This window comes from Variovorax paradoxus, from assembly GCF_024734665.1.
GTDB lineage: Bacteria > Pseudomonadota > Gammaproteobacteria > Burkholderiales > Burkholderiaceae_C > Variovorax.
Genome location: NZ_CP102931.1, coordinates 1,878,278 through 1,904,973 on the forward strand (window position 1 = coordinate 1,878,278; position 26,696 = coordinate 1,904,973).

The 26,696-nt window shown below is 66.9% G+C and carries 31 protein-coding genes; 11 read left to right on the forward strand and 20 right to left on the reverse strand.

Going from position 1 to position 26,696, the window contains the following annotated elements; translation table 11 throughout:
- The first annotated feature begins 203 nt into the window (after positions 1 to 203).
- From NWF24_RS08725 to NWF24_RS08745, 5 genes are all read left to right on the forward strand, one after another.
- Positions 204 to 1,097 carry a hypothetical protein gene (locus tag NWF24_RS08725; protein ID WP_258353838.1) on the forward strand — a complete coding sequence of 298 codons (894 nt, stop codon included), beginning with the start codon at positions 204 to 206 and terminating at the stop codon, positions 1,095 to 1,097.
- The gene (locus tag NWF24_RS08730) at positions 1,094 to 1,636 is read left to right on the forward strand and encodes a GTP-binding protein (RefSeq protein WP_258353839.1); all 543 of its coding nucleotides are present in this window, start codon (positions 1,094 to 1,096) and stop codon (positions 1,634 to 1,636) included. Before NWF24_RS08725 ends, NWF24_RS08730 begins: the two co-directional genes overlap by 4 nt.
- A 14-nt stretch (positions 1,637 to 1,650) precedes the next feature.
- The gene (locus NWF24_RS08735) at positions 1,651 to 2,028 is read left to right on the forward strand and encodes a roadblock/LC7 domain-containing protein (RefSeq protein ID WP_258353840.1); all 378 of its coding nucleotides are present in this window, start codon (positions 1,651 to 1,653) and stop codon (positions 2,026 to 2,028) included.
- A 153-nt stretch (positions 2,029 to 2,181) separates the two neighbouring features.
- Positions 2,182 to 2,541, forward strand: a complete 360-nt coding sequence (locus NWF24_RS08740) for a hypothetical protein (RefSeq protein ID WP_258353841.1) — start codon at positions 2,182 to 2,184, stop codon at positions 2,539 to 2,541.
- Between the two features lie 28 nt (positions 2,542 to 2,569).
- Positions 2,570 to 3,493 carry a LysR family transcriptional regulator gene (locus tag NWF24_RS08745; RefSeq protein WP_258353842.1) on the forward strand — a complete coding sequence of 308 codons (924 nt, stop codon included), beginning with the start codon at positions 2,570 to 2,572 and terminating at the stop codon, positions 3,491 to 3,493.
- 19 nt (positions 3,494 to 3,512) lie between these two features.
- Here the strand turns inward: NWF24_RS08745 and NWF24_RS08750 are convergent, their stop codons facing one another.
- The 3 genes from NWF24_RS08750 to NWF24_RS08760 are packed head-to-tail and all read right to left on the reverse strand — an operon-like array spanning position 3,513 to position 9,497.
- Entirely contained in the window at positions 3,513 to 5,003 is a 1,491-nt protein-coding gene (locus tag NWF24_RS08750; RefSeq protein ID WP_258353843.1) for an efflux transporter outer membrane subunit, read from the reverse strand.
- Complete coding sequence (locus NWF24_RS08755) at positions 5,000 to 6,265, reverse strand: efflux RND transporter periplasmic adaptor subunit (RefSeq protein WP_258353844.1); 1,266 nt, start codon at positions 6,263 to 6,265, stop codon at positions 5,000 to 5,002. Before NWF24_RS08755 ends, NWF24_RS08750 begins: the two co-directional genes overlap by 4 nt.
- 4 nt (positions 6,266 to 6,269) lie before the next feature.
- A complete protein-coding gene (locus NWF24_RS08760) occupies positions 6,270 to 9,497 on the reverse strand; it encodes an efflux RND transporter permease subunit (protein WP_258353845.1) in 3,228 nt (1,075 codons plus the stop codon).
- Between the two features lie 109 nt (positions 9,498 to 9,606).
- Here NWF24_RS08760 and NWF24_RS08765 point away from each other — a divergent pair, with 109 nt between their 5' ends.
- Positions 9,607 to 10,113: a gluconokinase gene (locus NWF24_RS08765; protein ID WP_258353846.1), complete on the forward strand. Its 507-nt coding sequence runs from the start codon at positions 9,607 to 9,609 to the stop codon at positions 10,111 to 10,113.
- Here NWF24_RS08765 and NWF24_RS08770 read toward each other — a convergent pair.
- Entirely contained in the window at positions 10,103 to 10,597 is a 495-nt protein-coding gene (locus NWF24_RS08770; RefSeq protein WP_258353847.1) for a MarR family winged helix-turn-helix transcriptional regulator, read from the reverse strand. The two genes, NWF24_RS08765 and NWF24_RS08770, sit on opposite strands and share 11 nt — an antisense overlap.
- 57 nt (positions 10,598 to 10,654) lie before the next feature.
- Here NWF24_RS08770 and NWF24_RS08775 point away from each other — a divergent pair, with 57 nt between their 5' ends.
- Entirely contained in the window at positions 10,655 to 11,182 is a 528-nt protein-coding gene (locus tag NWF24_RS08775; RefSeq protein ID WP_258353848.1) for a thioesterase family protein, read from the forward strand.
- A gap of 3 nt (positions 11,183 to 11,185) precedes the next feature.
- Here the strand turns inward: NWF24_RS08775 and NWF24_RS08780 are convergent, their stop codons facing one another.
- Together NWF24_RS08780 and gnd are read right to left on the reverse strand one after the other, a co-directional pair.
- Positions 11,186 to 11,743, reverse strand: coding sequence for a GNAT family N-acetyltransferase (locus NWF24_RS08780; protein ID WP_258353849.1), 558 nt, complete (start codon positions 11,741 to 11,743; stop codon positions 11,186 to 11,188).
- A 17-nt stretch (positions 11,744 to 11,760) separates the two neighbouring features.
- Positions 11,761 to 13,188: a decarboxylating NADP(+)-dependent phosphogluconate dehydrogenase gene (gnd, locus tag NWF24_RS08785; RefSeq protein WP_258353850.1), complete on the reverse strand. Its 1,428-nt coding sequence runs from the start codon at positions 13,186 to 13,188 to the stop codon at positions 11,761 to 11,763.
- 224 nt (positions 13,189 to 13,412) lie between these two features.
- Here gnd and NWF24_RS08790 point away from each other — a divergent pair, with 224 nt between their 5' ends.
- Positions 13,413 to 14,372 (forward strand): AraC-like ligand-binding domain-containing protein, encoded by a 960-nt coding sequence (locus NWF24_RS08790; protein ID WP_258353851.1) that lies wholly within the window; start codon positions 13,413 to 13,415, stop codon positions 14,370 to 14,372.
- Positions 14,373 to 14,380: 8 nt separating this feature from the next.
- Here the strand turns inward: NWF24_RS08790 and arsH are convergent, their stop codons facing one another.
- The 4 genes from arsH to NWF24_RS08810 are packed head-to-tail and all read right to left on the reverse strand — an operon-like array spanning position 14,381 to position 17,128.
- Positions 14,381 to 15,100, reverse strand: coding sequence for an arsenical resistance protein ArsH (gene arsH / locus NWF24_RS08795; RefSeq protein ID WP_258353852.1), 720 nt, complete (start codon positions 15,098 to 15,100; stop codon positions 14,381 to 14,383).
- Positions 15,084 to 15,515, reverse strand: a complete 432-nt coding sequence (gene arsC / locus NWF24_RS08800; protein ID WP_258353853.1) for an arsenate reductase (glutaredoxin) — start codon at positions 15,513 to 15,515, stop codon at positions 15,084 to 15,086. Before arsC ends, arsH begins: the two co-directional genes overlap by 17 nt.
- 18 nt (positions 15,516 to 15,533) lie before the next feature.
- Entirely contained in the window at positions 15,534 to 16,817 is a 1,284-nt protein-coding gene (locus NWF24_RS08805; RefSeq protein ID WP_258353854.1) for an arsenic transporter, read from the reverse strand.
- Positions 16,811 to 17,128, reverse strand: coding sequence for an ArsR/SmtB family transcription factor (locus NWF24_RS08810; protein ID WP_258353855.1), 318 nt, complete (start codon positions 17,126 to 17,128; stop codon positions 16,811 to 16,813). Before NWF24_RS08810 ends, NWF24_RS08805 begins: the two co-directional genes overlap by 7 nt.
- Positions 17,129 to 17,271: 143 nt before the next feature.
- Here NWF24_RS08810 and NWF24_RS08815 point away from each other — a divergent pair, with 143 nt between their 5' ends.
- Positions 17,272 to 18,000 (forward strand): alpha/beta fold hydrolase, encoded by a 729-nt coding sequence (locus NWF24_RS08815; protein WP_258353856.1) that lies wholly within the window; start codon positions 17,272 to 17,274, stop codon positions 17,998 to 18,000.
- A gap of 10 nt (positions 18,001 to 18,010) precedes the next feature.
- On the opposite strand, the gene NWF24_RS08820 is transcribed toward NWF24_RS08815, so the two are convergent.
- The 10 genes from NWF24_RS08820 to NWF24_RS08865 are packed head-to-tail and all read right to left on the reverse strand — an operon-like array spanning position 18,011 to position 25,143.
- Positions 18,011 to 18,619 (reverse strand): 3'-5' exonuclease, encoded by a 609-nt coding sequence (locus NWF24_RS08820; RefSeq protein WP_258353857.1) that lies wholly within the window; start codon positions 18,617 to 18,619, stop codon positions 18,011 to 18,013.
- The gene (locus NWF24_RS08825; protein WP_258353858.1) at positions 18,616 to 19,041 is read right to left on the reverse strand and encodes a TfoX/Sxy family protein; all 426 of its coding nucleotides are present in this window, start codon (positions 19,039 to 19,041) and stop codon (positions 18,616 to 18,618) included. The genes NWF24_RS08820 and NWF24_RS08825 overlap by 4 nt, the downstream gene beginning before the upstream one ends.
- Positions 19,038 to 19,427: a VOC family protein gene (locus NWF24_RS08830; RefSeq protein ID WP_258353859.1), complete on the reverse strand. Its 390-nt coding sequence runs from the start codon at positions 19,425 to 19,427 to the stop codon at positions 19,038 to 19,040. The genes NWF24_RS08825 and NWF24_RS08830 overlap by 4 nt, the downstream gene beginning before the upstream one ends.
- 22 nt (positions 19,428 to 19,449) lie before the next feature.
- A complete protein-coding gene (locus tag NWF24_RS08835; RefSeq protein WP_258353860.1) occupies positions 19,450 to 19,944 on the reverse strand; it encodes a GNAT family N-acetyltransferase in 495 nt (164 codons plus the stop codon).
- A 49-nt stretch (positions 19,945 to 19,993) separates the two neighbouring features.
- Positions 19,994 to 20,872 (reverse strand): S-formylglutathione hydrolase, encoded by an 879-nt coding sequence (fghA, locus tag NWF24_RS08840; protein ID WP_258353861.1) that lies wholly within the window; start codon positions 20,870 to 20,872, stop codon positions 19,994 to 19,996.
- On the reverse strand, positions 20,869 to 21,792 hold the full coding sequence (locus tag NWF24_RS08845; protein ID WP_258353862.1) for an alpha/beta fold hydrolase: 924 nt from the start codon (positions 21,790 to 21,792) through the stop codon (positions 20,869 to 20,871). Before NWF24_RS08845 ends, fghA begins: the two co-directional genes overlap by 4 nt.
- Positions 21,793 to 21,811: 19 nt before the next feature.
- Positions 21,812 to 22,918: an S-(hydroxymethyl)glutathione dehydrogenase/class III alcohol dehydrogenase gene (locus NWF24_RS08850; protein ID WP_258353863.1), complete on the reverse strand. Its 1,107-nt coding sequence runs from the start codon at positions 22,916 to 22,918 to the stop codon at positions 21,812 to 21,814.
- Between the two features lie 52 nt (positions 22,919 to 22,970).
- Positions 22,971 to 23,618: a glutathione S-transferase family protein gene (locus NWF24_RS08855; protein WP_258353864.1), complete on the reverse strand. Its 648-nt coding sequence runs from the start codon at positions 23,616 to 23,618 to the stop codon at positions 22,971 to 22,973.
- Positions 23,615 to 24,457 carry an aromatic ring-hydroxylating oxygenase subunit alpha gene (locus NWF24_RS08860; RefSeq protein ID WP_258353865.1) on the reverse strand — a complete coding sequence of 281 codons (843 nt, stop codon included), beginning with the start codon at positions 24,455 to 24,457 and terminating at the stop codon, positions 23,615 to 23,617. The genes NWF24_RS08855 and NWF24_RS08860 overlap by 4 nt, the downstream gene beginning before the upstream one ends.
- 8 nt (positions 24,458 to 24,465) lie before the next feature.
- Positions 24,466 to 25,143 carry a Rieske (2Fe-2S) protein gene (locus NWF24_RS08865; RefSeq protein ID WP_258353866.1) on the reverse strand — a complete coding sequence of 226 codons (678 nt, stop codon included), beginning with the start codon at positions 25,141 to 25,143 and terminating at the stop codon, positions 24,466 to 24,468.
- A gap of 109 nt (positions 25,144 to 25,252) precedes the next feature.
- On the opposite strand from NWF24_RS08865, the gene NWF24_RS08870 reads away from it, so the two are divergent.
- Together NWF24_RS08870 and aroQ are read left to right on the forward strand one after the other, a co-directional pair.
- A complete protein-coding gene (locus NWF24_RS08870) occupies positions 25,253 to 26,221 on the forward strand; it encodes a LysR family transcriptional regulator (protein WP_258353867.1) in 969 nt (322 codons plus the stop codon).
- Between the two features lie 32 nt (positions 26,222 to 26,253).
- Positions 26,254 to 26,694 carry a type II 3-dehydroquinate dehydratase gene (aroQ, locus tag NWF24_RS08875; protein ID WP_258353868.1) on the forward strand — a complete coding sequence of 147 codons (441 nt, stop codon included), beginning with the start codon at positions 26,254 to 26,256 and terminating at the stop codon, positions 26,692 to 26,694.
- Positions 26,695 to 26,696 lie beyond the last annotated feature (2 nt).

Genomic DNA, 26,696 nt, shown 5'->3' on the forward strand with positions numbered 1-26,696 from the left:
GTGAATCGCATTTCGCGATTCGCCCAATTGCGGGCGCCGGGTGAGCCATATTGGGTGTAGATGCCCCTATTTGGTGCGGTTTGCATTGGCTGCCACCAGGATTGCCTCGAAAACTGAGCGGCTGAATTTCATTCAGGGTGCTAGCGGAGAGTACCAAAGTTCGTAAACAATTGTCACACGCGATCTCTCGATAGAGAGGCGTATTGCTGATCCATTTCCGCTCTGTTGGGAGCGTATCTCAGGATCGCCTCGAATTGGACGAGTCTTTCGGTGCAGGCCAATTCATTCGTCTTCGTCGTTCCTCCGATCTGGAGGTGAACGGATTTTCTTTGTTGCAAGGATGGACAGCGGATGCACACACGGTCTTTGAGCGCAGCGAAACAACCGGGATTCGAACGACTCGGGCATCGCGTCACGTGGTCATGCTGAGGCTCGGCGTCTACAAGTTGCCGATGGCCGAGGTCGTCGTGATCCAGACGATTGTCCGGCTGTATGCGAGTGACGCCGCCTTTCCGTGGCAGCTGGTCAATGCGCCGCCGTACGACGCGCTGCTCGTCGATGCCGTCGCCGTGGAGCATGAATATCCCAAGGTGGTCGGCATGGCCGCCGCCGTGCTCAGGCTCACGCGCATGAATTCGGGCGGACAGCCCAACGCGTTGGAACGCCCGATACGTGCCGACAAGCTGCAGCGCTGGCTCAAGAGCACCGAGCAGGCATTGCGCGAGGCGCAGCCCGGAGGCCTGACCCTGGACGAGCAAACCGCCCTGGAGGTCGAGGTTTCGGACGCGGTCCGCTTCATGCTGCGTCGCTGGCCGCCGGCCATGCTGCTGCGCAATGACTTGGACAACATCCGCATGGCAAGCCTGCTGTCGAGGCGCGCCCTGAACGCGGCCGAACTGGCCGACCTCAGCCAGCTTCCGTTTGCCCAATGCGTTGCCTTCCTGCAGGCGCTGCGCACGGCAGGCGTGCTCGAACTGCGCGTCGAGCAGGCCCTGCCGCCGCTGTTCACGCCGCGGCTCGACAGGCCGATCCGCGCAGACTTTGCGCGAGGTCTCCTCAACGGCATTCGCCGCCGCCTGGGATTGCGAGTTTCATGAAGGAATACAAGATTCTTCTTACCGGCACGGTGGGCGCGGGCAAGACGACGGCGATCGGATGCGTGAGCGACACCTTGCCGGTCATGACCGAGGTGCCCAACTCCGACACGTCGATCGGCAAACAGCTCACCACCGTGGGCCTCGACTTCGGCCAGCTCACGCTGGACAACGGGGACCGCGTTCGCCTGTTCGGCACGCCCGGGCAGGCCCGCTTCGACTTTCTCTGGAAGATCCTCGCCAGGAACGCGCTGGGCCTGATTGTGCTGATGGACAACTCGCGGCCCGATCCGCTGGGCGACCTGTCCACGTACATGCAGGGCTTTGCCGAATCCCTGCGGACGCTGCCGTGCGTCGTCGGGGTGGGGCGGATGCACCGTCACCCCGTGCCTACCCTCGACGACTACGCGCAAAGACTCGAGTCCATGGGCCGGGTGTTTCCGATTCTCGATGTGGACGTGCGAAGCAGGAGTGACGTGATCCTGCTGATCGACACGCTGCTGATGCAACTTGAAGCCGACATGCAGGGAGAGAAAGAGTGAGTGTTCGACATGGCTTGTCCAAGACGGCAACCGCGCACGCGCAACGCGAGGTGCAGAAACTGGTCGATGAGCTGAGCGGGGTGACGTCCGCCGTGGTGGCTACCGCGGACGGTTTCGATGTGGCTTCCGCGAGCACCGGCGATGCGGATCCTGCCCGCGTGGCTGCAATGGCCAGCTCCATCGTGGCGATCGGCGGCGTCGTTTCCGAAGAAGCCGGCCTCGGCCGGCACAAGAGCGTGATGATCCTGACGGAATCGGGCTTCGCGATTTTCTGCAGCGTGCACCGGTGCGATGGTGAACTCGTCATCAACGTGATCGCCCGGGACAGTGCAGTCCCGGCGCTGGTGGCCTACCGGGCGACCCAACTCGCCAAGACCCTCGCCGAGGTATGACGACGGCAGATTTGATTTCCACGCGAAGCCTGTCCGGCGCAACGCTCCCTTCGAGATTCCTTCCACCCCTTCAAGGCCCATGCGTTTTTGCGTAGCGCAGCGGCTTCTTTTTGTACGCAGCAACCTTTTTCAACGATCCGACTGGAGAACGACTTGGCATCCATCAAACAAACGCTCGAAGACATCCTGAATATCGACGGCGCCATGTGCGCGGCCGTCGTCGACTCGGGCAGTGGCATGATCCTTGGCTCGGCGGGGTCGGGCGTGGACGTGGAAGTCGCCGCCGCCGGCAACACGGAAGTCGTGCGCGCCAAGCTCAAGACCATGCAGGCGCTGGGCCTGAACGACGTGATCGAGGACATCCTGATCACCCTGGGCAAGCAGTACCACATCATCCGCCCCTCGGCATCGAAGGAAGGTGTCTTTCTCTACGTCGTGCTCGACAAGCAGCGCGCCAACCTCGCCCTGGCCCGCCGCAAGACGCAGGACGTCGACAAGCTGATGGACTTCTGAAATCAGCAGAAAGGCAGAAAGAATCTCCGTGCTCGACCTGAACGAAGTCGCAATGTTTGTGCAAGTTGCACGCCTCGGCAGCTTTGCGGAAGCCGGGCGGCAACTGCGCGTGCCGTCGGCGACGGTGAGCCGTCGCATCCGGCAACTCGAGGCGCACCTGGGCACCCGGCTGTTGCAGCGCTCGACCCGCAAACTGGCGTTGACCAACGCCGGCCGGTCCTTCCAGGAACGATGCGGCCCGGCGGTCGAGGCGTTGATAGGCGCGGGGCGGCTGCAGGTCGAGGGCGGCCAGGAACCGAGCGGCTTGGTACGCGTGGCCGCGCCGGCCAGCTTTTTCGATTTTTTCGAAATGGAATGGGTGGCCGATTTCCTGGCCGCGCATCCGCGGGTGCGGCTGGACTTCGTTCTCGACGATGTCGTGGCCGACCTCATCGGCGATCGCATCGACGTCGCCTTTCGCGGCGGACCCTTGCAGGACTCGAGCTACGTGGCCCGCAAGATCTTCGCAAGCTACGGCGGCCTTCTTGCCAGCCCCGCCTACCTGGCAGCGCGGGGCGCACCCACCAGCCTGCAGGAGCTCCTCGATCACGACTGCGTGACGCAGCCGCCGGACACCGGCAATCTCTCGACCTGGCGCCTGCAAGGCCCGGGCGGCGTGGAAGAAGACGTGCGGGTGAGGGGACGCTTCATCAGCAACGTGCAGGGTGTGCTGCTCAAGGCCGCGTGCGCCGGGCTGGGCATTTCCGCGCTGCCGTCGATCCTGACGGCGTCCGACGTGGCCGCCGGCAGGCTGGTGCCGGTGCTGCCGCAGTACATGCGGGCGGGGCGCGGCCTGAGCGTCATCTACGCCAGCCGCCAGTACGTTCCGCAGGCGGTGTCCACGTTCGTCGACATGGCGATGGAAAAGCTCAGCCAGCAGGATTGGGCGCCTGCGTCCAGGTTGGCTGCCTGAGCGTCGCCGCCTGTCGCGTTCAGCCAGCCTTGGCGGAACGGTCTGCGACGGTGGCAGGGCAGGACGAGGGCGTCGCACCGGTCGCGTTGGCGCCGCACCAGTCGCCACCCAGCGCCTTCACCAGAAACACCGAGGTCAGCAGCCGTTGCCCCTGCAACTGCGCAGCCTGCCGCTCGACCGTCAGCAGAGACTGCTGCGCGGTGATCACGTCGAGATATGTCGAGGCGCCACCTTCATAGCGGCTGGTAGCCATGTCGAGCACGCGCCGCGCCGCCGTCACGGCCGACTGCGCCTGCGTCGTCGCACTGTCGAGCGCCGACAAGCCGGTGATGCCGTCTTCGACTTCCTGCATCGCCGTCAGCACGGTGCGGCGGTAGTTGCCCACGGTGGCGTCGTAGCCGGCCTTGGCGAAGTCGACGTTGGCGCGCACTCGCCCGCCGTCGAACAGCATCTGCGTGGCCGATACGCCCACTGACCACAGCAGGCTGGGCCCGTTGAACAGCGACTCGATCAGGCGGCTGTCGACGCCCACCGTCGGCGAGATGATGAAGCTCGGATAGAAGGCCGCGGTGGCCACGCCGATCTGCGCATTGGCTGCGGCCATCGCGCGCTCGGCCGAGGCCACGTCGGGCCGGCGCTGGAGGATTTCCGACGGCACGCCCAGCGGCACCGCGGGTGGCTTGATCTCGCGCAGATCTACCGGCAGTGCAAAGTTCGGCGCGGGCGTGCCGGTGAGGGTGGCCAGCGCGTGCTCGTACTGCGAGCGCTGCTTCTTCAGCACGTCGACCTGCGTCAGCGTGGTTTCGAGCAGCGCCTGCTGCTGCGCCACGTCGAGGCCCGACACCGCGCCCAGGTCATGCCGCGCCGTGACCAGTTCCAGCGCGCGGCGTTGCAGGCCGATGGAGCGCGAGAGCACGTCGAGCTCGATGTCGGTCGAGCGCAGGTTGAAATAGTTATTGGCCACGTCGGCGCTCAGCAGCAGCCGCGTGTTGGCCAGGTCGGCCGCCGATTGCTCGGCAGAGGCCGATGCGCCCTCGACGGTGCGCTGCACGCGGCCCGCGAGGTCGAGCTCGTAGCTGGCGTTCAGCGAGACGGTGAAGTCGTTCTGCACCGTGGACGCGTTGGCGGTCGCGTAGTTCGTCAGCGGCCGGTTGGCGGAAATCTTCAGGCGCGAGGCGCGCGTGCCGAGGCCCAGCTGCGGATATTGGCTGGCCGCGTTGGACGCCAGCGCGGCCCGCGCCTGCGCCAGCCGCGCGTTGGCGATGACCAGCGTCGGGCTGCCGGCCAGGGCCTGCGCCTGCAATGTGTCGAGCGTGGCGTCGTCGAAGCGCTTCCACCACGGACCTTTGTCGGCGCTGTCGCTGGGCGTGCTCACGCGCCAGGGCTCTTCGAGCTTCCAGCTGACGGGCAGGGGCGTGTCGGGTGTCTTGTAGTCGGGGCCGACCGCGCAGCCCGCGACGAGCGCGAGCACCGCAGCAGCCACTGCAACGGCTGGCGATCGCAATGTCACGCCGGTTCCTTCTTCGGCACGACGGGCGGGGCAGCCTTTGCGGCGGCCGGCGGCGCTTCGGGCGCGACAGCCACGATGTCGCCTTCGGCCAGCGAGTCCGAAGGGTTCAGCACCATGCGGTCGGTGCCTTCGAGGCCGTCGATCACTTCGACGTTTTCGCCGTAGTTGCGCCCCAGCGTCACGGCGCGCAGGCCGACACGGCCCTTCGCATCGACCACCGCGATGCGCGTGCCCTCGGCGCGGAACAGCAGCGCATTCGACGGCACGGTGAGCGTGCGGCTCGCGGCCAGCGGCAGCGACACCTGCACGTAGGCACCAGGCAGCAACGCGCCGTCGCTGTTGGGCAGAGACACCTCGACCTGCATCATCCGCGTAGTCGTGTCGATGGAGCCGGCGGTGCGCGCCACCTGGCCCTTGAAGCTCTGGCCGCGCAGTTCGGCCTGCGTGACGACCACCGGCTGGCCCGCCTTCACGAGCTGCGCATAGGCCTGCGGCACGTTGATGTACACGCGCAGCGGGTCGGTCTGCGCGAGCAGGAAAAGGGCGCGCCCGGCACCGCCGCCCGCACCCGCATCGATCAGGTCGCCCACGTCGACGTTGCGCCGTGTGATGACGCCCGCGAATGGCGCCACCACGCGCTTGAAGCCTTCGGTCTGCTTGAGTCGCTGCACGTTGGCGTCGGCCGCAGCCACGTTCGAAGTGGCCTGCGACACGGCGCTGCGGCGTTCGTCAAGGTCTTGCTGCGAAACCACGTCCTTCTTGCGCAGAGCCTCCCAGCGGTCGGCGGTGCTGCGCGCCAGCTCCAGCCCCGATGCGGCCTGCGCGCGTGCGGCCACGGCCTGCGAGAGCTGCTGGTCGATTTCGGGCGTCTCGATCTCGGCGAGCAGCTCGCCCTTTTCGACACGGCTGCCGATGTCTTTCGTCCAGCGCTTGAGGTAGCCGCTGGCGCGCGCCGAAATGGGCGATTGCACGAAGCCCTGCAGCGTCCCCGGCAGCGCCAGCGTCTGGCCGGTGGTGGGCACGCGGGGCAGGGCGGTCTGCACATATTGCTTCGCGCGCTCGCTGGTGCCCGCTTCGAGCGCGCGGGCATTGGCGATGCGCACGAACACGGTGCGCGCCGCACCGAGCGCCAGCAGCACCAGCACGATCAGCACCAGCCAGCGCGTGCGCCGCACGATCTGCCGGCGGCGCAGCAGTTCACCGTCGCCCTCTTCAACGGCGATGGGGTGAATGGCCAATGCCGAGTGGCGTTGCTCCGTCATGAAATCAGTTCTCCTGGGGCGCTGCGCCCGCTGGCGGTTGATGCTGTGCTTGCTGCGCTCCGCGTGCCGCTTTGCGGTGCGCAAGCCGACTGTGCACCCCCGCGAACACGGCGGGTACGAAAAACAATGTCGACACCGTGGCAAAGATCAGGCCACCGATCACGGCACGGCCCAGCGGCGCGTTCTGCTCGGCGCCTTCGCCCAGGCCCAGCGCCATCGGGATCATGCCGATGATCATCGCCAGCGCCGTCATCAGCACGGGGCGGATGCGGGTGGCGCCGGCTTCCAGCGCGGCCGACAGCGGCGGAATGCCCGCCTGCAGCCGCTCGCGCGCGAACGACACCAGAAGAATGGAGTTGGCCGTGGCCACGCCCATGGTCATGATCGCGCCCGTGAGCGCGGGCACGCTCAGCGTGGTGCCGGTGATGAACAGCATCCACGCAATGCCCGCCAACGCGGCTGGCAGGGCGGTGATGATGATGGCCGCGTCCAGCCACGACTGGAAGGTGACGACGATCAGCAGGTACACCAGCACGATCGCCATCGCGAGGCCGACGCCCAGGCCGATGAACGACGACTGCATGGTCTGCACCTGGCCGCGGATCTCGACCCGGCTGCCGCGCGAGAGCTTGGGCCGCATCTCGTCGACCAGCTTCTGCACCTTCGACGCCACGCTGGCCAGGTCGGTGCCCTGCACGCTCACGTACACGTCGATCACCGGCGCGATGTTGTAGCGCGACATCACGGCCGGCTGGCGGTCGGCCTGCGTGCTCACGAGGTTGCCCAGCAGTTGCTGCGCGCCGGTTCCCCCTGCTGCCGCGCCTGTGCCTGCGCCGACCGGAATGTTCAGCAGCGAGTCGAGCGAGTCGACGGTGTATTGCGGCGTCTGCACCGCGATGCTGTAGACCACGCCGTTCACCGGGTTCAGCCAGAAGGCCGGTGCCGTCTGCGAACTGCCCGACAGCGCGATGAGCACGTTCTGCCCCACGTTGGAGGCTGTCAGCCCGTACTGCTGCAGCCGCGTGCGGTCCATCTGCAGGCTCAGCGCCGGGCCGTCGAGCCGCTGGTGCACGTGGGCGTCGACCGCGCCCGGAATCTGGCGGATCGCCTTGGTCAGTTCGGCCGCGCGCAGGGCATTGCCGGCCATGTCGTTGCCGCTGAACTGCACATCGATGGCCGCGGGCAGGCCGAAGTTCAGGATTTGCGTGACGATGTCCGCCGGCTGGAAGAAAAATTCGATGCCCGGAAAGCGCTTGGGCAGCTCGGCCCGCAGGAGCGACACGAACTGCTCGGTCGGCTTGTGGCCTTCTTTCAGCGACAGCAGCAGCTCGCCGTCGAAGGTGCCGATGGTGCCGGCGTTGCTGTAAGACAGGTTGATGCCGCTGTTGGGCACGCCCAGGTTGTCGAGGATGGTTTCGAGCTGGTCCTGCGGCACCAGCTCGCGGATGGCGGCCTCCACCTGGTCGGTGAGGCGAGCGGTCTCTTCGATGCGCGTGCCGGTGGGGGCACGCAAGTGCAGGCGTATCTGGCCGGCATCGACGGTCGGGAAGAAGTCGCGCCCCAGCGCCGGGTAGAGCAGGCAAGACAGCAGGCAGAAGCCGAGGAACAGGCCGATGAATCCGGCGCGCTTCGAGAGCACCGCCGACAGCACCAGCGTGTAGGCGCGGCGCACGCGTTCGAAGCGGCGGTCGAAGGCGCGGTACAGGCGCTGCAGGGCGCTCTGCTTCGCGCCTTCCGCCGGTGCATGGCCGCCGCCGTGCGAGCCGCCCATCAGCAGCATCACCAGCGTCGGCACCAGCGTGCGCGAAAGCAGGTAGGAGGCCAGCATGGCGAACACCACCGCCTCGGCCAATGGCACGAACAGGAAGCGCGCCACGCCCGAGAGGAAGAACATCGGAACGAACACGATGCAGATGCACAGCGTGGAAACGAAGGCGGCCGAGCCGATCTCGCCCGCGCCGACCTCGATGGCCTCCTTCAGCGGCGTGCCCATGTGCAGGTGCCGCTCGATGTTCTCGATGGTCACGATCGCCTGGTCGACCAGGATGCCCACCGAGAGCGCCAGCCCGCCCAGCGTCATGAGGTTGAGCGTTTCGCCCAGCGAATACAGCACCAGGATGGACGCCAGGATCGACAGCGGAATCGTCAGGCCGATGATCAGCGTGCTGCGCCAGTTGCCCAGGAACAGCAGCACCATCGCGGCCGTGAGCGCTGCGGCCAGGATGGCTTCGAACACCACGCCCTTGACGGCGGCTTTCACGAACACCGACTGGTCGAACAGCGGCGTGATCTTGATGTCTTCCGGCATCGTCTGCGCGGCGATGGGCAGCATGGCGCGGATGTTGGAGACGATGTCCAGCGTGGAGGCGCCGCCGTTCTTCAGCACCGACAGCAGCACGCCGCGCACGCCGTCCTGGCGCACCACGTTGGTCTGCGGCGAGAAGCCGTCGCGCACGTAGGCCACGTCACGCAGGTAGGTGGTGGCGCCGTTCACCGTGCGGATCGGCAGGTCGTTCAGGCCCGCGATGGCGTCGGGCGAGCCGTTCATCTTCACGTTGTATTCGGTGGCGCCGAACTTGGCCGTGCCTGAGGGCAGGATCAGGTTCTGCGTGTTCACCGCGTTCACCACGTCGGCCGGCGAGAGGCCGCGCGCCTGCAGCGCCTGCGTGTCGAGGTCGACCGAAATCAGCCGGTTCTTGCCGCCATAGGGAAAGGGAATGGCCGCGCCCGGCACCGTGATGAGCTGCGGGCGCAGCTGGTTGACGGTGGAGTCGAACAGCGAGTTTTCAGAGCGCGTGGGGCTCGACAGCGCCAGCTGGATCACCGGCACGCTGGAGGCCGAATACTTGATGACCAGCGGCGGCGTGATGCCCGGCGGCAGCTGCCGCACCTGCGCCTGCATCGAAGCCACCACCTGCGATATGGCCATCTCGATGTTGGCCGTGGGCTGGAAGAACACCTTGATGATCGACACGCCCGCCAGCGACTGCGACTCGATGTGCTCGATGTCGCTCACCGTGGTGGTCAGCCCGCGTTCCACCTGGCCGGAGATGCGCTGCCCCATTTCCTGCGCCGGCAGGCCGGTGTAGTTCCAGATGACGCTGACCACCGGGATGTTGATTTCCGGGAAGATGTCGGTCGCCATGCGTGCGAGGACAAAGGGCGTGGCCAGCACGATCAGCATCGCCATGACGATGAAGGTGTACGGACGACGCAACGCAAGCTGGACCATGGAGGGGGCTCTCTGCTTCCGACGGAAAAAGGTTTTGCATCATAAGGAAGTAGATTTAAGTTTGCCGACTCCGTTAAATAGGGTGTGGCGCTTTACCAAAAGGGTGCATATGGACAGGGTCTGGCTGGTAGTGATGGGCGTTTCGGGATGCGGCAAATCGAGCCTGGGCGCGGCGCTGGCTACCGCCCTCGACCTGCCGCTCATAGAAGGCGACGACCACCATCCGCCGGCCAATGTCGAGAAGATGAGCCACGGCATCGCGCTGACCGATGCCGATCGCGCGGGCTGGCTCGCCACGCTGGGCCGCGCGCTGGCCGGTGCGCCGCAGGGCGCCGTGCTGACCTGCTCGGCGCTCAAGCGCATCTACCGCGAGCAACTGCGCGCGGCCGCGCCGGGGCTGCGCTTCGTGTTCATGGCGATCGAACGGGCCGAGGCCGAGCGCCGCGTGGCCGCGCGGGCCGGGGCGGGGGAGCACATGTTTCCCGCCAGCTTGGTAGCCAACCAGTTCGCCACGCTGGAGTCGCCGGTGGGGGAGGCGGGTGTGCTCGCAGTGGATGCGACCGCGCCGCTGGCGCAGTCGGTGGGGGCGGTGAAGGCGTGGCTGGTCAGCCCTTGAGTTCGGCGCGCATGCCTTCGAGCGTGGTGGCCACGCGGCCCATCACGTCGGCCACCATGTCCAATTCGTCGCGCGTGGCCGGCGCGACCATCGCGGTCACCATCTCCGCCTGAACCGCCAGGCACTTCTGTGCCATTGCCATGCCGTCGTCGGTGAGCGTGAGGCGACGCACGCGTGCGTCGGCGCCATCGCTGTCGCGCCGCACCCAGCCCCTGGCCTCCATCTGCGTGAGCAGCATGCTGACGCCGCTCTTCGCCACGAAGCAGCGCGCGGCCAGCGCCTGCTGCGTGATGCCCGGCGTGGTCGCGATGGTGGCCAGCACCTCGTGCTCGCCCACGCGCAGGCCGATGGCGGCGAGCCGCGCCGTCATTACCGCATCGCAGAGGTTGTAGGCCCGCACCACCGCCAGCCATGCGGCCGTGCCGTGGGGCGAGGAGGGGGCTTTGTCGGTCTTGCGGGGCTTGGAGGACTTTGCTGCGGGCATCGAGATGGTTCAGTCTTGAACTAGAATGTTCTGAATTGAACCAATTCTAGGCTTTCCATGAACCTCTACCTGCGCTTGCTGATGACCCTGCTGCGTGCCTGGCGTGCACCGCGCCTGGCGCCGGGCGACACGCTGGAGCGGCAACTGCGCGTGCTGCCGAACGACCTCGATATCAACGGCCACATGAACAACGGCCGCTACCTGACGGTCGTCGACCTGATGCTGGTCGAGTATTTCGTGCGCACCGGCTTTGCGACCACCATGCTGCGCCAGGGCTGGAGGCCGATGTCCGGCGGCTCGCTCATCAGCTACCGACGCGGGCTCAACCCCTTTCAGGTGTACACGCTGCGCTTTCGGCTCGACGCCACGGACCAGCACTGGAACTACATGCGCTTCGAGTTCGTGCGTGGCGACAGGGTCTGCGCGGCCGGCTACATGAAGGGCGCGGCCGTGGGGCGCGGCGGGTTGGTGCCGAACCAGGAGTCGTATGCAGCCATGGGGCTCGTGCCGCCGGCGCATGCGCTGCCGGGGCCGGTGCGCGACTGGATCGCGGCCGAGCAGGGCGTGATGAACGCGGCCTGGTAAGGCTCAGCGCGTTGGCGGCGCATCGAGCGCCAGCCGCAGCCGCGTGACGTTCGGGTTGCCCGGGTCGCGCTGCAGCTTGAAGCCCAGCTTGCGCGCCAGCGCCAGCATGCCGATGTTGTCGTAGAGCGTGATGTCCGCCAGCTGCTTCACGCCGGCCGCCGCGGCCGCGTCGATCAGCTTGCTCATGAGCTTGTGGGCAACGCTGTGGTGCTGCCAGGCATCTGCGATGACGACAGCGAATTCGGCGACGTGCGCCGTCTCGGGCGTCTCGCCGCGCACGTAGCGCACCACGCCCATCTGCTGCTCCACGCCATCGACCTCGGTCGTCGCGATGAGCGCGAGTTCGTGGTCGTAGTCGATGTGCGTCATGCGCCACAGCTCATCGGGCTGCGGCTTTCGCGGCGACAGCAGGCGGTGGTAGCCCGTCTCTTTCGAGAGTCCGTCCACGAAGGCCGTGTGCATGGCCAGGTCATCGGCGCGGATAGGGCGGATCCGCACCGGCGTACCGTCGCGCAGTTGCCAGTCCTCGACCAGGTGGCTGGGGTAGTCGAGGGCTGGCATGGCATCACCCAGTCGACTCAGCCGATCACTTCGGGCCAGTCTGTGTGGAAGAACTGGCCTTCGGGCTTGTCGGTACGCTCATACGTGTGGGCACCGAAGAAGTCGCGCTGCGCCTGCAACAGGTTCGCCGGCAGGCGCTCGGTGCGGTAGCTGTCGTAGTAGGCCAGCGAGGCGCTGAAGGCCGGCACCGGAATGCCGTTGCTCACCGCCAGCGCCACCACTTCGCGCCAGTTCTGCTGCGTGCGGTTCAGCAGGTCCTTGAAGAACGGGTTGAGCATCAGGTTGCCCAGGGCAGGGTCGGTGCGGAAGGCATCGGTGATGCGGTTCAGGAAGCGCGCGCGAATGATGCAGCCGCCGCGCCAGATCGACGCGATGCCGCCCAGGTCGAGGCCCCAGCCCTTCTTGTCGCCCATGGTCTTGATGAGGTCGAAGCCCTGCGTGTAGCTGATGACCTTCGATGCATAGAGCGCATCGTGCACCTTGGCCACCAGCGCCTTCTTCTCGACTGACAGCTCGATCTTCGGGCCCTGCAGCAGCTTGCTGGCCGCCACGCGCTGCTTCTTCTGCGACGACAGCACGCGTGCTTCCACGGCCGCGTTGATGGTGCTGATGACCACCGCGTTCTCGGCCGCGTTGATCAGCGTCCACTGGCCTGTGCCCTTCTGGCCGGCCTTGTCGAGAATGACGTCGACGATGGGCTTGCCCGTTTCCGGATCTTTCTGCTCGAGCGCCTTGGCGGTGATCTGGATCAGGTAGCTCTGCAGCTCGCCGTCGTTCCATTCGTTGAAGATGGCGGCCATTTCGTCGGTGCTGAAGCTGGCCGCCTTGAACAGGCTGTAGGCCTCGCAGATCAGCTGCATGTCGCCGTACTCGATGCCGTTGTGCACCATCTTCACGTAGTGGCCCGCGCCGCCGGGGCCGATGTGAATCACGCAGGGCTCGCCGTCCACCTTGGCCGCGATGCTCTCGAAGATCGGCTTCATCACCTCCCAGGTGGAAAGCGGCCCGCCCGGCATGATCGACGGCCCCTTGCGCGCGCCTTCCTCGCCGCCCGACACGCCCGCGCCGATGAAGCGCAGGCCCTTGCTGGAGAGGTACGCGTCGCGGCGCTCGGTGTCGGTGTAGAGGCTGTTGCCGCCGTCGATGACGATGTCGTCCTTGTCCAGCAGTGGAATGAGCAGCTCGATCACCTGGTCGACCGGCGCGCCGGCCTTCACCATGATCTGGATCTTGCGAGGCTTGGCCAGGCTCTGCACGAACTCTTCCAGCGTCTTCGCGCCGACCAGCTTCTTGCCGGGGTTGACGGCAATGAAGGCTTCGGTGGTGGCCTCGGTGCGGTTGTACACGCTGACCTGGAAGCCGCGGCTTTCCACATTCAGCACGAGGTTCTGGCCCATCACGGCCAGGCCGATCAGTCCGAAATCGCTTTGCTTGTTGCTGCTCATGACCCGTCTTGCCCTTCTTTCATGTGCGTGCGCCGGAATGGATTACCCCGCGCACGGGTTGGTTCGCGGGTCATTTTGCCGGTGCCGGGCGCAGGGTGGCGTCGGAGGCGGTCTATACCCGCTTGGCAAGCGGGCACGGCATGGGTATGTTTGGCGCGCATGAGCGCCGCGCCGGGCCGCCCCAAGCAAGCTCGCACCGCAGTGCGAAGCACGAAGGTATTTCAATGAGCGAAGCCATCGACACCATCCACCGCTGGTCCACCGACGCCGTGCCGCTCGCGCAGCGGCTGGACTACTGGGTGGGCGCGGTCTGCGAGGGCTTCCTGGAGATGGACGTGACCAGCCCGGTGGCCGGCAGCTTCGGCGCCACGCTCGAATCCGCGCCGCTCGGCCCCATCGTCGTCAACCAGGTGCGCGGCAGCGCGCAGGACGTCTACCGCACGCGCCGCGCCATCGCCCACAGCCGCAACAATTACTTCTACCTGCTGTGCAAGACCGACTCGGCCTGGGTGGCCGTGCAGGACGGCCGCTCCGCGCGGCTTCTGCCGGGCGACGCGGTGCTGGTCGATTCGCGCCGGCGCTACGAATTTCACCTGCTGCAATCGGCCGACACCATTTCGCTCGAACTGCCGACCGCCTGGGTCGATGCGTGGATTCCCGACGCGGGCGACCAGATGGCGCGGCGCATCGACGGGCAGGCGGGGTGGGGCAGCGTGCTGTGCGGCTTTGTGCGGCAGCTGACACCGCAGATGGCCGCAAAGCCGCCGCTGCCGGCGGCGTTGCTGGGCGACCAGCTCGGCGGCCTGCTGGCGCTGGCCACGGGGCATGGCCTTTCAGAGTCAGAAAGCGAAGGCCGTGCCGCGCTGCGGCGCCGCGTGCTCGACGCCACGCGCGAGCGCCATGCGGAACCGGGCCTCACAGCCGCGGGTGTGGCGCGCGAGCTGGGCATCTCGGAGCGCAGCCTGCACCGCTGCCTCGGCGAAGGAGGCACGACCTTCGCCACTGCGCTGGCGGGCTTTCGCATGCAGGCGGCGCGGCGCATGCTGGGCGATGCGCGCTTCGATCGCCTGGGCATCGCGGAGATCGGCTTTCGCGTGGGGCTGACGGATGCCTCGCACTTCGTGCGCCAGTGCCGCAGGCATCTGGGCGCCACGCCGGGTGAGTTGCGCCGCTTGCGGCGCTGAGCCGTCGCTCAGATGCTGCGCAGGCTGACCCGCTTCGACAGCGCCTCGGCACTCTCGCGCCGCTCGCTGTAGCGGTCCACAAGGTAGCCCGCGCAGTCGCGTGTGAGCAGCGTGAACTTGAGCAGCTCTTCCATCACGTCGACCACTCGCTCGTAGTACGGCGAGGGCTTCATGCGTCCGGCTTCGTCGAACTCAAGGAAGGCCTTGGCCACCGACGACTGGTTGGGGATGGTGAGCATGCGCATCCAGCGGCCGAGCACCCGCAGCTGGTTCACGGCGTTGAAGGACTGCGAGCCGCCCGACACCTCCATCACCGCGAGCGTCTTGCCCTGCGTGGGCCGCACCGAGCCGACGGACAGCGGGATCCAGTCGATCTGCGCCTTCATGATGCCGGTCATGGCACCGTGGCGTTCGGGCGAAGTCCACACCATGCCTTCGGACCATTGGGCGAGGTCGCGAAGCTCCTGCACCTTCGGATGGTCTTCCGGCGCGTCGTCGGGCAGGGGCAGGCCGCGCGGGTCGTAGATGCGCGGCTCGGCGCCCAGGGCCTGAAGCAGCCGCGCGGCTTCTTCGGTGAGCAGCCGGCTGTAGGAGCGCTCGCGTACCGAACCGTAGAGCAGCAGGATGCGCGGCGCGTGCGTGGTGCGCTCCGTGGGCAGCAGTTGCCGCGGGTTCGGTCGGTGGAAATGCCCGGCGTCGATGTTCGGCAGTTCAGCGCTTGACGACACGCTGGCCCTTCGCGTCGATGACGGCCTCGCCGTCTTCCTTGGAGAAGGCGCCTTGCTGCGGACGCGGCAGGATGTCGAGCACCGCTTCCGAGGGCCGGCACAGCCGCGTGCCGAGCGGCGTCACCACGATCGGCCGGTTGATGAGGATCGGGTGCTGCAGCATGAAGCCGATCAGCTCCTCGTCGCTCCACTTCGCATCGTCGAGGCCGAGTTCGTCGTAAGGCGTGCCCTTGCGGCGCATGACCTCGCGCACCGGCATGCCCATGGCCGCGATCAGCTGCTTCAGCGTCGCGCGATCGGGCGGGGTCTTCAGGTACTCGATGACGGTGGGCTCATCGCCTGTGTTGCGGATCAGCGCGAGCACGTTCCTCGACGTGCCGCAGGCGGGGTTGTGATAAATGGTGATGTCGTTCATGGAAGTGTGGTGCCGGTTTCAAAGACTCAATCGAAGCGCCAGTGCCGCCAGGGTGACCAGCAGCACGGGCAGGGTCAGCACGATGCCGACCTTGAAGTAGTAGCCCCAGCCGATCGCCATGCCCTTCTTCGCAAGCACGTGCAGCCAGAGCAGGGTGGCGAGGCTGCCGATGGGCGTGATCTTCGGGCCGAGGTCGCAGCCGATCACGTTGGCGTAGACCATCGCTTCCTTCACGATGCCGCTCGCACTCGACGCGTCGATGGACAGCGCGCCCACCAGCACGGTGGGCATGTTGTTCATGACCGACGAGAGCAGCGCCGAGAGAAAGCCCGTGCCCATTGCCGCGCCCCAGACGCCGCCTTGCGCGAACACATTCAGCAGCGAGGCGATGTAGCCGGTCAGGCCGGCGTTGCGCAGCCCGTAGACCACGAGGTACATGCCCAGCGAGAAGATCACGATCTGCCAGGGCGCGCCACGCAGCACCTTGCGAATGCCGATCACCGGACCGCGCCCTGCGACGGCCAGCAGCACGATTGCGCCGAAGGCCGCTACCGCGCTCACCGGCACGCCCAGCGGCTCCAGGCCGAAGAAGCCGACGAGCAGCAGCACCAGCACGACCCAGCCCGCGCGGAAGGTCGCGGGGTCGCGGATCGCATCCGCAGGCGCCTTGAGTTGGGTCGCGTCGTAGCTGGCCGGAATGCCGCGGCGAAAGAAGAGCATCAGCGCCAGCAGGCTCGCGAGCACCGCCGCGATGTTCACGGGGAACATGACCGAGGCGTATTCGCCGAAGCCGATGCGGAAGAAGTCGGCCGACACGATGTTCACCAGGTTCGAGACGATCAGCGGCAGGCTGGCCGTGTCGGCGATGAAGCCCGCCGCCATCACGAAGGCGAGCGTGGCGGCCGGCGAGAAACCCAGCGCCACGAGCATCGCCATCACGATGGGCGTAAGGATCAGCGCCGCGCCGTCGTTGGCGAACAGCGCCGACACGGCGGCGCCCAGCAGCACGATGAACGCGAACAGCAGCCGCCCGCGTCCGCCGCCCCAGCGCGCCACGTGCAGCGCGGCCCATTCGAAGAGGCCCGCTTCGTCGAGCAGCAGGCTGATGACGATCACCGCGATGAAGGTGGCGGTCGCGTTCCACACGATGCCCCAGACGACCGGGATGTCGGACAGCTGGACCACGCCGAGCAGCAGCGCGATGACGGCGCCGAGCGAGGCGCTCCAGCCGATGCCCAGGCCGCGCGGCTGCCAGATCACCAGCACGAGCGTGAAGATGAAGATCGCAACGGCGCTCAGCATGTCGGCGGGCATCCGACAGCGCAGGCCTCGCCCTGGCAGCAGTTCTCGGTGAGGTAGGCCAGCAGGCCGTTCATCTGGTCGAACGCCGCGCGGTAGATGAGGTTGCGGCCCTGCCGCTCCTGCGAGACCAGCCCCGAATGCACGAGCTCCTTGAGATGGAACGACAGGCCCGTGGCCGACACCTCGAGCGCTTCGGTCAGCGCGCCGGGCGTGAGGCCGGCAGGGCCTGCCACCACCAGCGCGCGAAACACCCGCAGGCGAACGGGTTGCGCCAGTGCGGCAAGGGATCGGACAACGTCATTTTCTTCCATATTTCAAGTATCGTCGAATAATTGAATCGAAGCAACCAGGCTGGCGCGAACCGGCCATCGCGCTGGCACGTATCGGCCATGCGCAAGTCACCGATGTTCCTTACAGTCGTGCTCCGTCACAAACAAAAGGAGACACACCTACCATGTCCGACACCTATGTTCTCGTCCACGGCGCCTGGCACACCGGCGCGGAAATCGAAGCCGTGGCCGACGGCCTGCGCGCAGCAGGGCACACCGTGTATTGCCCGACGCTCGCCGGCAACAACCCCGGCGACGACCGATCGAGCATTGGCCTGGAAGACGCCATCGCTTCCGCCGTGCGCTACATCGAGGAGAAAGACCTCACGCAGGTACGCCTCGTGGGCCACAGCTACGGCGGCATGGTGATCTCGGGCGTGGCGGATCGCATCGCGCCGCGGCTGAAGCGGCTGGTGTACATCAACGCCTTCGTGCCGCTCGATGGCGAATCGCTCAACGACATGGTGCCGCCGCACTACGTGACGATGTTCGACGCCGTCGCCGAGGCCAATGGCAATGCCGTGACGCTGCCCTTCGAGATCTGGCGCGAAGCCTTCATCAACGATGCGGACCTGGCGACCGCGACGGCTGCCTACGAGAAGCTCAACCCGCACCCGTACCGCACCTTCACCGACAAGATCAGGCTGCAGCAGCCGCTGGCCGCGCTGGCGCTGGGCAAGTCGTATGTCAACTGCCTGCAGGACACCGCGCTGCCGCACGGCATGCCGTGGCATCCGCGCCTGTCGGAGCGGCTGGGCCTGTTCCGGCTGGTGGAGTGCCCCGGCAGCCACGAGATGTTCTTCTCGAACCCCCAGAGGCTCGCGCAGGCGATCTTGGAGGCGGGGCGGGACTGATTGGGGCTTTTCAGTTGCTGCTGAAGAGCGCGTCGTACACGCGGATCGACGCATAGGCGTCGTTCGCGGCGTAGCGGATCTGCGCTTCGGTGAGCTGCTTGTTGGCCCAGTTGGAAGTGGTCGCCTTGCGCGACTTGATGAAGCGGCGGTTGAACACCAGAGCCACTGCCGCCTTCACGCCAACCGACTTGCGGTAGCCGCGATGGCGGAATTCGTTGTCTATGTCGAACACCGCCTTCGGCTCGATGTTGAGCCGGTTGCGGATCAACGTGAGGTCGCCCGACAGGCCGAAGCCGACCTTGCGCAGCTCGGTGGAGGCGATCAGCGTGGCCACCACCGGATTGCACTCGGTGCGATGCAGCTGAAACAGCCATGCCGTGTCGCGCGTGGAGAACTGCACCACGTGCGGGCCGCCCGACACCTCGTTCTTTGCGAAGGTGGGCTTCGATTCGGTGTCGAAGCCGGCGATGCCCGCGGCGAGCAGCGTGGCGGCGGCGTGTTCTGCATCTTGCAGTGTCTGCACGACCACGATGTCTTTCAGGCCGAGGCCTTCGAAGGGTTCGAGCAGCGCGATCTGTTCGCGCTCGGGCAGTGGTGGGAGCTTGGGGTTCTCGCTCACCGGGAGGCTGCTTTCGCTGTCTTTTTCTTCACTGAGGCTTTCTTCACTGCGGTTTTCTTCACTGCGGTTTTCTTGGCGGGTGCCTTCTTCGGCTTCGGTGGCTGGCCCGAGCGCAGCGCTGCTTCGTAGGCAAGGCGGCCCCACAGGGCGGCTTCCTCGCGGTCTTCGAAAAGATCCGCCGGGGCTTGGCGGTACGACATCGGCATCGACTTGCCCTGGCGCACGTAGGTGAAGGGCGGCAGGTTCAGTTTGTCGAAATGCGCGGCGCTCTCGGCATCGGCCTTGAGGTAGAGCGTGTCCTTGGCGACCAGTGCGATCATGCGGCCTTCGTGCCAGACGCCGTGGCCGCCGAACATGCGGCGAGTTTCGATGCGGCCGAGCCGCTCGAAGGTTTCGTGCAGGCTCTCAACGAACTCGCTCATGCGGTGATCTCGATGCGGTTGCCGTCCGGATCGAGCACCACGCTCTCGTAGTAGCCGTCGCCGGTGCGGCGCGGGCCGTCGAGCAGCGGGTAGCCGTCGGCCTTCAGGCGCTGCGTGAGCTTGTCGACCGCGGCGTCGGAGCCCACGCTGATCGCCAGGTGCGTCCAGCCCATGCGCTGCGCGCCGGCTTCAGCGGTTACGGGCGAGAGCGTGCTCGTGGTCATGGCCTCGATGCGCGCGCCGTCGCCCAGGCTCAGGAAGCACGAGGCGAAGCCCTTGGCCGGGTTGACGTAGCCTGCGCCGGCGGTGGCGCCGAAGTAGTCGACATAGAAGCGCTTGCAGCGTTCGAGATCGGTGGTCCAGAGTGCGATGTGGTCGATGCGCATGGGCACGAAAAGAAGGATGGGTTCAGCCGATGCGCCACGGCGGGCGCGAGGGCGACCAATGGTAGGCGATGCGCTCGCGGCCGCTCGATGGGTGCCGATCGACCGCACCGCGCTCGAGGCCATAGCGTTCGTAGAAGCGCTGCGCCGATGTGTTGGTGGCCGCCACGTGCAGCCACCAGCCTGTGGGAATGCGCACGCAGGCTTCGTCGAGCAACGCCTTGCCCAGGCCCTGGTTGCGCAGGTGGGGTTCGACGAAAAGCTGGGCCACGTATTCGCGCCGCCCCAGCAGCACCATGAACGCCAGCACCTGCCCGTCGCGCTCCGCCAGCACCACTTCGGCGGGCGGGCCGAACTCGGTCTGCACGCGGTGCAGCCAGTAGCCGATCGGCTCGAAATGGGCAACGCCTCGGTTGGCCGCGATCCAAGCGCGGCGCCAGATGCCGGCCAGCACCATGTTCTCTTCAGCGCTGCCTTCGCGCAACCGCAGGTGGAAGGCGGGAATTTGGGCGGCGGACATGCGAACCATGATACGGCGCGGGGCCGCTGTGGTCGATGAGGCTGAGGCCCTATGCGCGCAGGGTTTGTACGTGGTGCGCGAGGTGGTCGGCCATGAAGCTCTGGATGAAGTAGTAGCCGTGGTCGTAGCCCGCGTGACGGCGCAGCGTGAGCGGCTGGCCGGCGGCAAAGCAGGCGGCCTCGAAGGCCTCGGGGTGCAACTGCTCGGCGAGGAATTTGTCGGCCAGTCCCTGGTCGATGAGGATGCCTTGCGGGTAGGGTGCCACCACCTGCGACTTCATGAGCGCACTGGCGTCGTGCGCCAGCCATTGCGCACGGTCAGCGCCGGGCTGGCCCAGATAGCCGCCGAGCGCCTTCTCGCCCCATGGGCACTGCGTGGGCGCGCAGATCGGCGCGAAGGCCGAGAGCGACTTGAAGCGCCCCGGATGCCGCAGCGCCAGCGTGAGCGCACCGTGGCCGCCCATCGAGTGGCCGAAGATGCCGATGCGCTCGCCGTCGATGGCGAAGTGCTTGGCGACCAGCGGCAGCAGCTCGTGCACGACCCAGCTTTCCATGCGCCAGTGCGTGGCCCATGGCTCGGCCAGTGCGTCGAGGTAGAAGCCGGCGCCGATGCCGAAGTCCCAGTCGTCCTTCGCACCCGGAATGCTTTCCGCTTCGCGGCCGCGCGGGCTGGTGTCGGGCGCGATCAGCGCGAGGCCCAGGCTCGCGGCCATGCGTTGTGCGCCGGCCTTCACCGCGAAGGTTTCTTCGTTGCAGGTCAGGCCCGCGAGGTAGAGCAGGGCGGGCACGCGCTCGTGCGCGACCTGCGGCGGCAGGTAGACCGAGAAGCGCATCGGCAGGCCGATTTCATGCGAGCGGTGTTCGAGAAAGCGCTGCACGCCGCCGAAGGCGTGGTGCTCGGAAAGAATCTTCGGAGTGTTGTCGGTCATTGCGGGTTCTTGCCGCGCAGGGCGGGCACGAGTTCGAGCACGGCGTCGGCAAAGGTGCGCGGCGCTTCCTGCGGAAGGTTGTGGCCCGCGCCGGGCACGAGCCGGTGCGAACGCGGGCCGCTGAAACGGTGTGCGTGGGCTGATGCGTCGGCGGGCGGGCGCACGCCGTCGTCGATGCCGTCGAAGGTGATGGCGGGCACGGTGATCGTGGGCTGGGCCGCGAGGCGGCGTTCGATGTCGGCGTAGGCCGGGTCGCCCGGCACGAGGCCGAAGCGGTGGCGGTACGACTGGATCACCACGTCCACGAAGTCGGGTTGGTCGAAGGCGGCGGCGCTGCGCTCGAAGGTGGCGTCGTCGAACTGCCATGTGGGCGACCAGAGCTTCCACAGCAGCTTCGTGAGCGCCTTGCGGTCTTTCTCGAGGCCGGCGCGGCCGCGCTCGCTGTGAAAGTAGTACTGGTACCAGAGGCTGTGCTCGTTGGCCGGCGTATCCGGCTCCATCGCTTTCGCGATGTTCTGGATGTTGTAGCTGTTGAGGGACACCAGCCCCGCGCAGCGTTCGGGCCACAGCGCTGCGACCACGCAGGCGGCGCGGCCGCCCCAGTCGTAGCCGGCCAGCACGGCACGGTCGATCTTCAGGGCGTCGAGCAGCGCAAGCAGGTCGGCGCCCAGCGCGGCCTGTTCGCCCGAGCGCGGCGTGGCTTCGTTCAGGAAGCGCGTGGCGCCGTAGCCGCGCAGGTACGGCACGATCACGCGGCAGCCTTGGTCGGCCAGCATCGGCGCGACTTCGGCATAGGTGTGGATGTCGTACGGAAAGCCGTGCATCAGCAGCACGGGCGGACCGTCGGAAGGGCCTGCTTCGAAGTAGGCGACTTCGAGAACGCCCGCTTCGATCTTGCGCAGGGGTTCCATGCGGTTCATGGCGGGCGCCTCCCGGGGCTTAGTAGAGCACCACGCCGCGGATGGATTCGCCGCGCTTCATCAGGTCGAAGCCCTTGTTGATGTCTTCCAGCGGCATGGTGTGCGTGATCAGGTCGTCGATGTTGATCTTGCCTTCCATGTACCAGTCGACGATCTTCGGCACGTCGGTGCGCCCGCGCGCGCCGCCGAAGGCCGAGCCTTCCCACTTGCGGCCGGTGACCAGCTGGAACGGCCGCGTGCTGATCTCTGCACCGGCCTCGGCCACGCCGATGATGATGCTGCGGCCCCAGCCCTTGTGCGTGCATTCGAGCGCCTGGCGCATCACCTTGGTGTTGCCGATGCACTCGAAGCTGTAGTCGGCGCCGCCGTCGGTCAGCTGCACGATGGCATCCACCACGTTCTCGGTGTCCCTGGGGTTGATGAAGTGCGTCATGCCGAACTTGCGGGCCATGGCCTCGCGCTCGGGGTTCAGGTCCACGCCGATGATCTTGTCGGCACCCACCATCTTGGCGCCCTGGATCACGTTGAGGCCGATGCCGCCGAGGCCGAACACCACCACGTTGGCGCCGGCTTCCACCTTGGCCGTGAAGATCACCGCGCCGATGCCGGTGGTGACGCCGCAGCCGATGTAGCAGACCTTGTCGAAAGGTGCGTCTTCGCGGATCTTGGCGAGCGAGATCTCGGGTGCCACCGTGTAGTTGCTGAAGGTCGACGTGCCCATGTAGTGAAAGATCGGCTTGCCGTCGAGGCTGAAGCGCGAGGTGGCGTCGGGCATCAGGCCCTTGCCCTGTGTGCCGCGGATCAGCTGGCACAGATTGGTCTTGCGGCTCAGGCAGAACTTGCACTGGCGGCACTCGGGGGTGTAGAGCGGAATGACGTGGTCGCCCTTCTTGAGCGTGGTGACACCGGGGCCGACGTCGACCACGATGCCCGCGCCTTCATGGCCGAGGATTGCGGGAAAGATGCCTTCGGGGTCTGCGCCCGAGAGGGTGTAGTAGTCGGTGTGGCAGATGCCGGTGGCCTTGATCTCGACCAGCACTTCGCCGAATTTCGGGCCTTCGAGGTCCACGGTTTCGATGGTGAGCGGGGCTCCGGATTTCCAGGCGACGGCAGCTTTGGTTTTCATGGCGAGTGTGATTCTTCAGAAAGGCGAAGCGGTAAGGATACCCAGACGACGTTCAAACAGGGCCGGCAGGAAAGATTCCCGACATTCCCACAAAGCCGGGCAGGTGGCGAAAGTCCCAGACCCAGTTTCGCAGTGCGGGAAATTCATCGAGAGAAATGCCGCCTTCGCCGGCGAGTGCGACGTAGGGGAAGCAGGCGAGGTCGGCAATGGTCGGCTCGGGCGCGGACGCGAGCCAGTGCAGGCCCGCGCTGGCTTGCTCGGCAAGATGGTCGTCGAGCACGCGGAACACGGCGCGCGCGCCGCTGCGGCAGGCCTCGATGTCGAGGTGGTGGTAGCCGAGCGCGTCATGCAGCCGCGCGGCCGAGGCGGTGCGAGTGATCTCGTCGGCGGTGGCGAGCCACATCGCGATCTGGCCGCGCAGCTTCGGGTCGTCGGGGTACCAGTGGCCTTGCGCGTCGTAGCGGCTCGCCAGGTAGACCAGGATGGCCTGCGCATCACGCAGCACGAAGCCGTCATCGTCGATCACCGGGAGCTGGCCGAGCGGGGTGACCTTCGCCAGGAACGCGGCGGACTTGTGCTCGCGGCCGGGAAAGAAATCGACAGGCACCGTTTCGTGCGCGACGCCCAGCCAGGCCAGCATCTGCCGCACCTTGAAGCAGTTGCCCGAGAGCGGATAGTCGTAGAGCTTCAGCGTCGTCATGCCACCACCCTCACGCCGAAGCGCATGCCGCGCTCGCGCAGCCATCGCCGGTAGGTGACGGACGATGTGTCGCCGCGCGTCGGCGTCTCGGCGCGGCCTTCGAGCGGCATGCGCTTGAAGGCGTGGTTTTCCAGGATGGGCTTGTCCTGGCCGAAGATGGTGTGCTGGAAGGCGATGAGCTCGGCATCGGTGGAGTCGTCGTCGTAGCAGGCGAGCAGCGTGTGGGCGATCACGTGCTCGTCGTCGATGGGCTGAAGGAAGAGGCCGATCGCGTCGAGCGCGCCCACGCGGAAGCTCGATTTGTAGAGCATGGCCGAGAAGGGCTGCATCACGCGGTACTTGTAGAGCACCTCGCTGCCCGAATCGTGGGCGGCGGAGGCGCGCGGCTGCCAGAAGCGGCAGTCGGTGGCCCAGATCTCGCCGGTGGCGGGCTCGACCTGCACCTGGTACTGCGCCACCTCGGTGTGCGGCACCTTGCCGAGGTAGTCGGCATGCACGAAGGGAAAGTGCGCCATGTCGAGGAAGTTCTCGATCACGCGCAGACCCGACACCGCGACACCGATGCCGCCGCAGTCGATGATGCGGCGGCCGGGCTCGCTGTGTTCGGGAAAGTCGAACAGGGCGCGCGCGGGTCGGCCGCTGGGGCAGACCCAGAGGTAGCCGTAGCGCGATTGCACGGTGAGCGGCCGGTCGCCGAGGCGGCATTGGGGCGCGCCGTCGGCGTCGGTCCACACCTGAACGGTTTCGCCGAGCAGGCGGGTCGTGCGGGGCGTGGTCGTCGCGGGTCCGACGACCAGCCAGTCGTCGAGCATGTTGGGGTCGTCGGTGACGAAGGGCATGGGTGCTTTCAGCCTTGGGGCAGGGCTTCGATGCCGGCGCGCAGTTCGCGGGCGGCGGTGTGCAGGGTCTTCATGGCGGCCGAGCCGGGCGCTGCATTGGTCCACAGGTGGACGAAGGCAAGCTGGGGCTGGGCGTCGAGGACGAGGGCGACGGTGTTCACGTCGTCGAGCAGGCCGCGCCAGGCGGCTGAGACCGCATCGGCAATCAGGCCGCGCAGTGCCAGCGTTTCTCGCACCATGCTTGCTGGCGCGCGCACGGTCAGCGTGCGGCAGAAATGCCAGCCGGTGGGGATGGCGCCTTCCAGCTCGGCGGGCGCGGGTGGCGCCTCGGGCGACAGGTGAACCCACAGCATCCCTGCAGCCTCCACCGTGCCGAAGGTCTTCGCGCAGACGTTGCGCGGCGCCTGCATGGCCGGATGCGCCGGAATGCTGGTGCACTGACCGCTGCCCGCCGCGTACTGCCAACCGTGGTACGCGCAGGCCAGGCGGTTGTCGACGACCAGGCCCAGCGTGAAGCGCACGCTGCGGTGCGGGCAGCGGTTCTCCCAGGCCTGGGCGGTGCCGTCGGCGGCGCGCCAGAGCGCGAGCTCCTGGCCCTCGGCAAAGCCGGCGACGATGTTGGCGCCGGGGCGCAGGTCGGCCGAGCGCGCGACGGGGTGCCAGGTGGCGGTGTTCTGTGTGTTCATGAGTCGTGGGGGCGCAAGGCTGGGCGCCGGTGATACCGTAACGCTTCCGCCGCACCGATGAAAGCCACATGAAGAGACGCTACTTTTCATTCCTGCAACGCCGGGCCTCATGAGCCGGATCGATCTTGCTCTGGTCGAGGCCTTCGTACTGATCGCCAGGAGCGGCAGTCTCACCAAGGCCGAGAGTCTCTCGGGCGTCTCCAAGGCCACCCTGAGCCGGCAGCTCACGCGGCTGGAGAAGTTGCTTGGCGCGCAGCTGCTGATGCGCAGTCCGCGCCGTATCGCTCTCACCGAGGCGGGCCGCGCGTTCTTCGCGCGCAGCGAAGGGCTGCTCGATGAGGTGACGGGCCGGCTGGAGGCAGCCAGCACCGAGATCCACGCGCTGACGACGGGTGTCTCGGGCGGCCTCTCGCTGCTGTCGGACACGCAGTTCAGCACCTCCTTCGTCTGCCACGTGGTCAAGCTGTTCCTGGAAACGCACCCGGACGTGCGCTGCCAGCTCGACGTGGCGAACGGTTTCCATGCGCCGCAGATCGGCGATGTCGACTGCTACGTGTGCTCCGAGCCGCCCGATGCGCCGAACCTCGTGGCCAAGCTGCTCGGGCGCCTGAACTACGGGCTGTATGCGAGCCCGCAATACCTGGCGCGCCGTGGTACGCCGTCGTCGCCCGAAGAGCTGGCCACACACCATTCCATCGTGATGAAGGAGCCTTCGGTGCGCTCGCAGGTGCTGCTGGTGTCGGGTGCGTCGAGCTTTGCCTTTCAGCCCGAGCCGGCCTTCGAGACCAACGACCACTGGGTCATGAAGACCTTCTGCATCGATGGCCTGGGCATCGCGCTGCTGCCGGCCTTCTTCGTGCGGCCCGAGCTGGAGCAGGGGGTGCTTATGCCGGTGCTTCCGCAGTGGCAGCCCGAGCCGCGGCGCATCTACTGCGCCTACCAGCGGCAGCGCTACATGGGGCAGAAGCTGCGCTCCTTCGTCGACCTGATGGCGCGCTGCGTGGTCGACATCGATTCGTACAACTACTACGTCGGGTCGTCCACGGCGCGGCGCCGCAGGACGGTCGCGAGACCATAATTGGCGTCCGCCAGACCCTCCTGATACTCATCATGAAGAAAATCCTCGTCCTCAACGGCCCCAACCTCAACCTGCTCGGCACGCGCGAGCCCGAACAGTACGGACGCGACACGCTGGCCGACGTCGAGCGCCTGTGCAGGGACACGGGCGCGAAGCTGGGCGTAGAGATCGAATGCCGCCAGTCGAACCACGAAGGCGTGCTGATCGACTGGATCCAGGAAGCCGGCCGCGAAGTGGCGGCGGGCACCATGATCGGCGTGGTGATGAACCCGGGCGCCTACACCCACACGTCGATTGCGCTGCACGACGCCATCAAGGGCGCGAGCGTGCCGCTGATCGAACTGCACATCTCCAACGTGCACGCGCGCGAGGAGTTTCGCCACCACTCGTACATCTCGCCCGCGGCGAAGGGAATCATCGTGGGGCTGGGGGTGAGGGGTTACACGTTGGCCATCGCGGCCCTGGTGCCCTGAGC